This is a genomic window from Acinetobacter sp. YH01019 (assembly GCF_013420285.1).
GTDB classification, from domain to species: Bacteria; Pseudomonadota; Gammaproteobacteria; order Pseudomonadales; family Moraxellaceae; genus Acinetobacter; species Acinetobacter gandensis.
Genome location: NZ_VOYM01000123.1, coordinates 1 through 5,858 on the forward strand (window position 1 = coordinate 1; position 5,858 = coordinate 5,858).

Annotated in this window: 4 protein-coding genes and 5 pseudogenes; 5 read left to right on the plus strand and 4 right to left on the minus strand. The window is 36.8% G+C overall.

What is annotated here, in order from left to right:
* Positions 1 to 173, minus strand: a pseudogene (locus FTT84_RS16710) (IS5/IS1182 family transposase); the annotation flags it as partial.
* Between the two features lie 135 nt (positions 174 to 308).
* On the opposite strand from FTT84_RS16710, the gene FTT84_RS16715 reads away from it, so the two are divergent.
* The 5 genes and pseudogenes from FTT84_RS16715 (at position 309) to FTT84_RS16735 (ending at position 2,875) form a co-directional block, all read left to right on the plus strand.
* Positions 309 to 632 carry a transcriptional regulator gene (locus FTT84_RS16715; protein WP_152873598.1) on the plus strand — a complete coding sequence of 108 codons (324 nt, stop codon included), beginning with the start codon at positions 309 to 311 and terminating at the stop codon, positions 630 to 632.
* On the plus strand, positions 613 to 927 hold the full coding sequence (locus FTT84_RS16720) for a DNA-binding transcriptional regulator (protein WP_152873599.1): 315 nt from the start codon (positions 613 to 615) through the stop codon (positions 925 to 927). The genes FTT84_RS16715 and FTT84_RS16720 overlap by 20 nt, the downstream gene beginning before the upstream one ends.
* Positions 928 to 981: 54 nt before the next feature.
* The gene (locus FTT84_RS16725; RefSeq protein WP_180036203.1) at positions 982 to 1,299 is read left to right on the plus strand and encodes a hypothetical protein; all 318 of its coding nucleotides are present in this window, start codon (positions 982 to 984) and stop codon (positions 1,297 to 1,299) included.
* A gap of 46 nt (positions 1,300 to 1,345) precedes the next feature.
* A pseudogene (locus FTT84_RS16730) lies at positions 1,346 to 1,910 on the plus strand (helix-turn-helix domain-containing protein); the annotation flags it as partial.
* Between the two features lie 32 nt (positions 1,911 to 1,942).
* A pseudogene (locus tag FTT84_RS16735) lies at positions 1,943 to 2,875 on the plus strand (IS5 family transposase).
* 46 nt (positions 2,876 to 2,921) lie between these two features.
* Here the strand turns inward: FTT84_RS16735 and FTT84_RS16740 are convergent.
* The 3 genes and pseudogenes from FTT84_RS16740 to FTT84_RS16750 all read right to left on the minus strand — a co-directional run.
* Positions 2,922 to 3,275: pseudogene (locus FTT84_RS16740) on the minus strand (transposase); the annotation flags it as partial.
* Between the two features lie 339 nt (positions 3,276 to 3,614).
* Positions 3,615 to 4,490 carry a tetratricopeptide repeat protein gene (locus tag FTT84_RS16745; RefSeq protein ID WP_180081906.1) on the minus strand — a complete coding sequence of 292 codons (876 nt, stop codon included), beginning with the start codon at positions 4,488 to 4,490 and terminating at the stop codon, positions 3,615 to 3,617.
* Between the two features lie 611 nt (positions 4,491 to 5,101).
* Positions 5,102 to 5,740: pseudogene (locus tag FTT84_RS16750) on the minus strand (RHS repeat-associated core domain-containing protein); the annotation flags it as partial.
* Positions 5,741 to 5,858: the final 118 nt, after the last annotated feature.

The following is a 5,858-nucleotide window of genomic DNA, read 5'->3' on the forward strand; positions in this document are numbered from 1 at the left end:
CATTGGATGGCTGCGTCGGAGTAGGTTTGATTTCGCCCTTGTTTGCCTTTTGATGGCGCATACCATTGCGTAGCAGGATCAAACCAAATGGCAATATTTCCGCGACTCATAAGTGCTCGGTTATATGTGGGCCAATTGGTTGTGCGGTAGATTTTGTGTGCAGGCTTCTTCATTTGAAAATTATATCGCTGAAAAAGCCTTTACAGATAGGTTTGTGCAACAAAGCCCCTACGAATTACACATTCATATTTAAAAGTACCACAAAGTAGTATAAAATAAACTACTACAAGGTAGTATAAACACAAGCAATGTATACAATATGTGAAACCCCTTTATTTACCAAATACTGTCTTGTTTATTGGACTCAGGAAGAATATGAGGAATTTAAAACATTCTTGGCATTAAATCCTGAGGCCGGGGATGTCGAACCTAATTCGGGTGGCATTCGTAAGATCAGATGGACTAGCGGTGGTCGAGGCAAAAGTGGTGGTGTCAGAGTCATCTACTTTAATCGTTTAACGAATGGAGAGATTTGGTTATTAACCTTGTACAGTAAAAAGCAAACGGTACAACTTAGTAAGAAAACCCTTCAAGTATTGGTGGAGAAATTAAATGACTCGTTTAATGACTGAAAAAGAACTAGAAGCCTTTGAAGCAACAAGAGATATTGAAGCTGAAATCTTACAAGGCATCGATGATATGTTGGCAAATAATGCTGCAAAAAGAACAGTAATTACTGAAACAGATGTAGCTTTAGCACGTAGAAAGGCACAGCTGACACAAGAACAGTTTGCTAAGCTCCTTGGTGTTTCCAAACGTACATTAGAATCTTGGGAACAAGGTGTGAGAAGACCTTCTGGTGCAGCAACATCATTAATTAGGTTATTTATTGTTGATCCAACGTTTGTAAAGGAAAGTTTAGCTTAATTTACATAGCTATTAGTAGAGAGCTATTTCCTTTCAGTATATTTGAGCATGATTATGAAGCATTTAGGATTTGTAGGAAAATTGACTGAATATATTGGATATACTCATGTTGAAATTATTAATAGCTCTTTACGACTATCTTTCAAGGTATCATCGAGAAACAACTTAGAAGAAATGTTCAAAAAAATGGTCGAAAATAACTATGATTTACTAATGGAAACATCAGAGAAAATAGAATTTGAATTAGATAGTGATGTTCTTAAAAAAATTGAAAAAATATCGGAAGAACAAGGTATTGAGTTTGAAGAATATGTGCAAAACACTTTGATTAAGCTCATTAACCAATGTGAATTGATTGCCGATCAGCCTTAGTTTAGGTGTGTGATTCATAGACATCATTTCAATCTAATGGGTGTCTATGAACAGAGAAATTCAACAAAGACTCGTATGGGTTAAATTATTTGAAGAGACCAATGATGCTGGCCTAGTCTGTCGGAGATGTGGCATTTCCAGACCAACGTTACGCAAGTGGTGGAAACGATATTCTGAGCAAGGTATTGATGGGTTAAGTAGCCAGAGTAGACGTCCCTTAAAATCGCCAAATACTAAAATCAGTGCTGAGCTAGAAGTCTAAATATTAGAAATACGTTCAGCTAGAAATCTTGGTGCCCGACGTTTGCAAACAGAATTGATGAGGCTGCACGGAGTCTCGCTGTCCTTAGCGTCTATCCATAAAGTACTATCCTCCCATCAAGTCAAACCAATAAAAATTTCGTCGTAGAGCAGATTTTATTCGTTATGAACGCCCATTACCAGGCGATAGAATTCAAATGGATCCCTGTAAACTGGGTCCTGGGCTATATCAGTACACATCTATCGATGACTACACACGATATCGCGTTTTAAGGATATATAAACACCGAACAGCAGCGAATACTCTCGACTTTTTAGATTGCGTAATGGCTTTGTTGCACAAACCTATCTGTAAAGGCTTTTTCAGCGATATAATTTTCAAATGAAGAAGCCTGCACACAAAATCTACCGCACAACCAATTGGCCCGCATATAACCGAGCACTTATGAGTCGCGGAAATATTGCCATTTGGTTTGATCCTGCTACGCAATGGTATGCTCCATCAAAAGGCAAACAAGGGCGAAATCAAACCTACTCCGACGCAGCTATCCAATGCTGCTTAATGATTAAATCCTTATTCCGTCTATCTTTAGGTATGGTCACTGGCTTTGTGCAAAGTCTGATTAAACTTTGTGGATTAAATTGGACCGCACCAGATTACAGTACGCTTTGTAGAAGACAAAAGCATATTGATATTGCAATCAGCTACCAAAAAAGTAGCGATGGGCTGCATCTACTCATAGACTCTACAGGCATGAAGTTTCTAGGTGAGGGCTAATGGAAACGCAAGAAACATGGACCTGAATATCGTCGCCAATGGCGTAAACTTCATATTGGTATAGATGCTGAAACCCTTCAAATACGCGCTATTCAACTCACTACAAATAATGTGAGTGATTCACAAGTGCTTGGTGATTTACTCGATCAGATTCCACAAGATGAGCAGATTGACTCTGTTTATACCGATGGAGCTTATGACACCAAGCAATGCCGTCAGGTCATTGCAGATCGGCAAGCGCATACGGTGATTCCACCTAGAAAAAATGCGAAACCATGGAAAGATACAAAGATCAGCTCGCTAGCGCGAAATGAATTACTTCGAACAGTTAAACGTTTAGGCAGGACATTATGGAAAAAATGGTCCGGCTATCATTGCCGAAGTTTGGTCGAAACTAAGATGCATTGCATCAAATTATTGGGGGATAAACTCAGTGCAAGAAAATTTGATAGCCAAGTCAATGAAATTCATGCACGTGTAGCAGTCCTCAACAGATTTACGGAATTAGGTCGACCACTTACCCAAGTTACGCCTTAAATTTGGCTCAATTAGGGGGCTTTGTATTTCAAATCTTTGTGCAACAAAGCCGTAATGAACCATTATCCGCATGTTTATCTATTACGCTAATAATATGCTTTTGTCTTCTACAAAGCGTGGTGTAATCTGGAGCTATCCAATTTAATCCGCAAAGTTTAATCAGACTTTGAACAAAGCCAGTAACCATACGTAAAGACAGACGGAATAAGGATTTAATCATTAAGCAGCATTGGATGGCTGCGTCGGAGTAGGTTTGATTTCGCCCTTGTTTGCCTTTTGATGGCGCATACCATTGCGTAGCAGGATCAAACCAAATGGCAATATTTCCGCGACTCATGAGTGCTCGGTTATATGCGGGCCAATGGGTTGTGCGGTAGATTTTGTGTGTAGGCTTCTTCATTTGAAAATTATATCGCTGAAAAAGCCTTTACAGATAGGTTTGTGCAACAAAGCCTCTACAAGGTATACTTCAAGTACATGTAAAACCATAATAAAGTAGAAAATTTAATTAAAATCCAATAAGATCAGCATATACTTAAAATCAATCTAAATTGTGATTTGCCAAGCAACATAAAATAAATTTAAATACTATTTTATTTCAACTTAATTACCCTGTATTTTCCATAGTATTGATCATTATCTTTAAAACGCTTATATCCATATACTAATATTACAAAAGACATGCTAAAAATATATCCACCATAAAATCGATTCCATTACAGAAAAAATCTAATCCCAATTATTTAATCTTGGATAAAGCTATTTCTAATCCTTGTTCATATGCCTTTTTAAAATATTTTTGCGATCTTTCTTCATCTAGTCGGTTATATTTCTTCATTGAATAGATCATTCCTAAATTATAAGAGGCTTGCGCATCTCCCATATCACTTGACTTTTTGAAATATTTAATAGATTTTTCAATATCTTGCTTAACACCAATACCACTTTCCAAATTTATAGCAAAATTTAAATTTGCTTCAGGATTTCCTAAGTTAGCAGCTTTCTCCCAATAACTACTACACTTAGTATAATCTTGTGTAACAGCTTTACCATCACAATACGTTAATCCGAGTAAAAATAGTGATCTAGCATCGTTCTTACTAGCAGCAAACTCTAAATATTTAATAGCGTCTACAATATTTCCTTCTTCAATATATATTTCCCCAATTGACCCCATAGCATCGACATGATTTAATTTCGCCGCTTTTAGATAATAATCTTTCGCTTTTTCAATATTCTTCCCAACTCCTCGACCTACATAATAGTTTGTACCAGTATTATACATTGCTGAGACATTACCATTATCAGCTGATTTTTTAGCCCATTCAAATGATTTTTTAGAATCATAATCGCCATCTAAAGACCTAATATAAATATCACTTAAAATAAACTGTGCATCACTATTACCTTCATTCGCTAATTTTTCATAAATAGGCTTAATATCTTTATAATACTTTTTCTTTTCATCAGAGTCCAAATGGGAGTTTTCAGCCTCTGCCCTTAATTTCTCAACCTGCTCAAATGTCATATTAATATTATTTGATTGATTTGATGCATTACAAGCACCAACCAAAAAACTTAACATCAAACATAATAATAGCTTTTTATTCAGCATTTTAAGATTACCTTTTAGAAACTTAATTGGTTAAAAATATTATTTATATTTACATTGTTTGGCGGAATATGTGCATGTGTTTTGGGATCATATTTGGGTATATTTTCAAGATTTACCGTAGACCTTGGTTTAGCTACCGGTGGAGCAGGAACATCTATACATCGACCACCAATCCCATTACAAATCGGTCCACGTTCATCATTTACAGAACAATATTCTTTTTTAAAAGAGGATAAATTACCAATAACATATCCACTAGATACACCTGCACTAGCGTTTACTCCTCTATTATACTTAGAAAGAAGTCCTTCACTTGTTGCTTCTCCTAATCCAGTTTTTCCTACACCAATACCACGAAATAACACAATGCTTCCACTAACATCACCCCAGCCACCATTCAATGCATTTTCATAAACACCATTAAATGGATCATTAAATGTAACCGAATTACTCCCAGCAGCTCCCAAAGCACCACCACGTCCATAAGACCCACCACCAACAACAACTGAAGCAACACCTCTTTCATTATTTAAACACTGTGACTTTAAATCATATTGAATAGCTGTTCCTGCAGTAATAGATACTTGATAGCTAGAACCATTCCATTGGTTTAATCCCAACGGATCCACCCACAGATTTGGATCATTTACATATGCTGAGTTATTAAATCCACCGTCTAGCCCTATCGGATCCTTACTTATATACCTTGCACTAAACGGCTCATAATAGCGGTAACGGTTGTAATGAAGGCCTGTTTCCCCATCATAATACTGTCCTTGAAAACGAATATTGGTTTGCTCTAATAAATTTTCACTGGTGTTAATCTCTAAAGTTGTACCCCACGTATCCTGCTTAATTTCCCAAACACACTCACCTAGCTCATTACTTAAGGTCTGAGGTGTACCAACTTGGTCACAGTGATAAAAAAGCACCCGCTCCAATTCAGCTTTATTTTTTCGTGTTTCCGTTTTCCATAGCGGATCTTTATAAACCGTATAATCTTCATACTGAAATTGAGTGTAATCTGGGGTTTCTAGAAGCTTGATAAAACCTGTATAGCCCGTTTGCAGCAGCGGTACAAAACTCTGCGGTTCATAGACATAATGCTTAGTGTAGTTTTCTTCAACGTCATTAGATTGCTGTGACTCCCAAATTATCAGGTCACCGTCCCAGCCGAATAAGGTCAGGGTTTGCGCATTTTGATTTTTCTTGTATAAACGCCTTCCAAATACATCATAACCAGGTGGTGTTTCAAAAAGTATGCTGAAAAAAAGCAGGTTGAATTTTGATAAAATAGAGAAATGCAAATAACTCTAGAAATCAAATGTCCAACCTGCCTCAGTGACAGTATAAAGAAAAATGGCATCA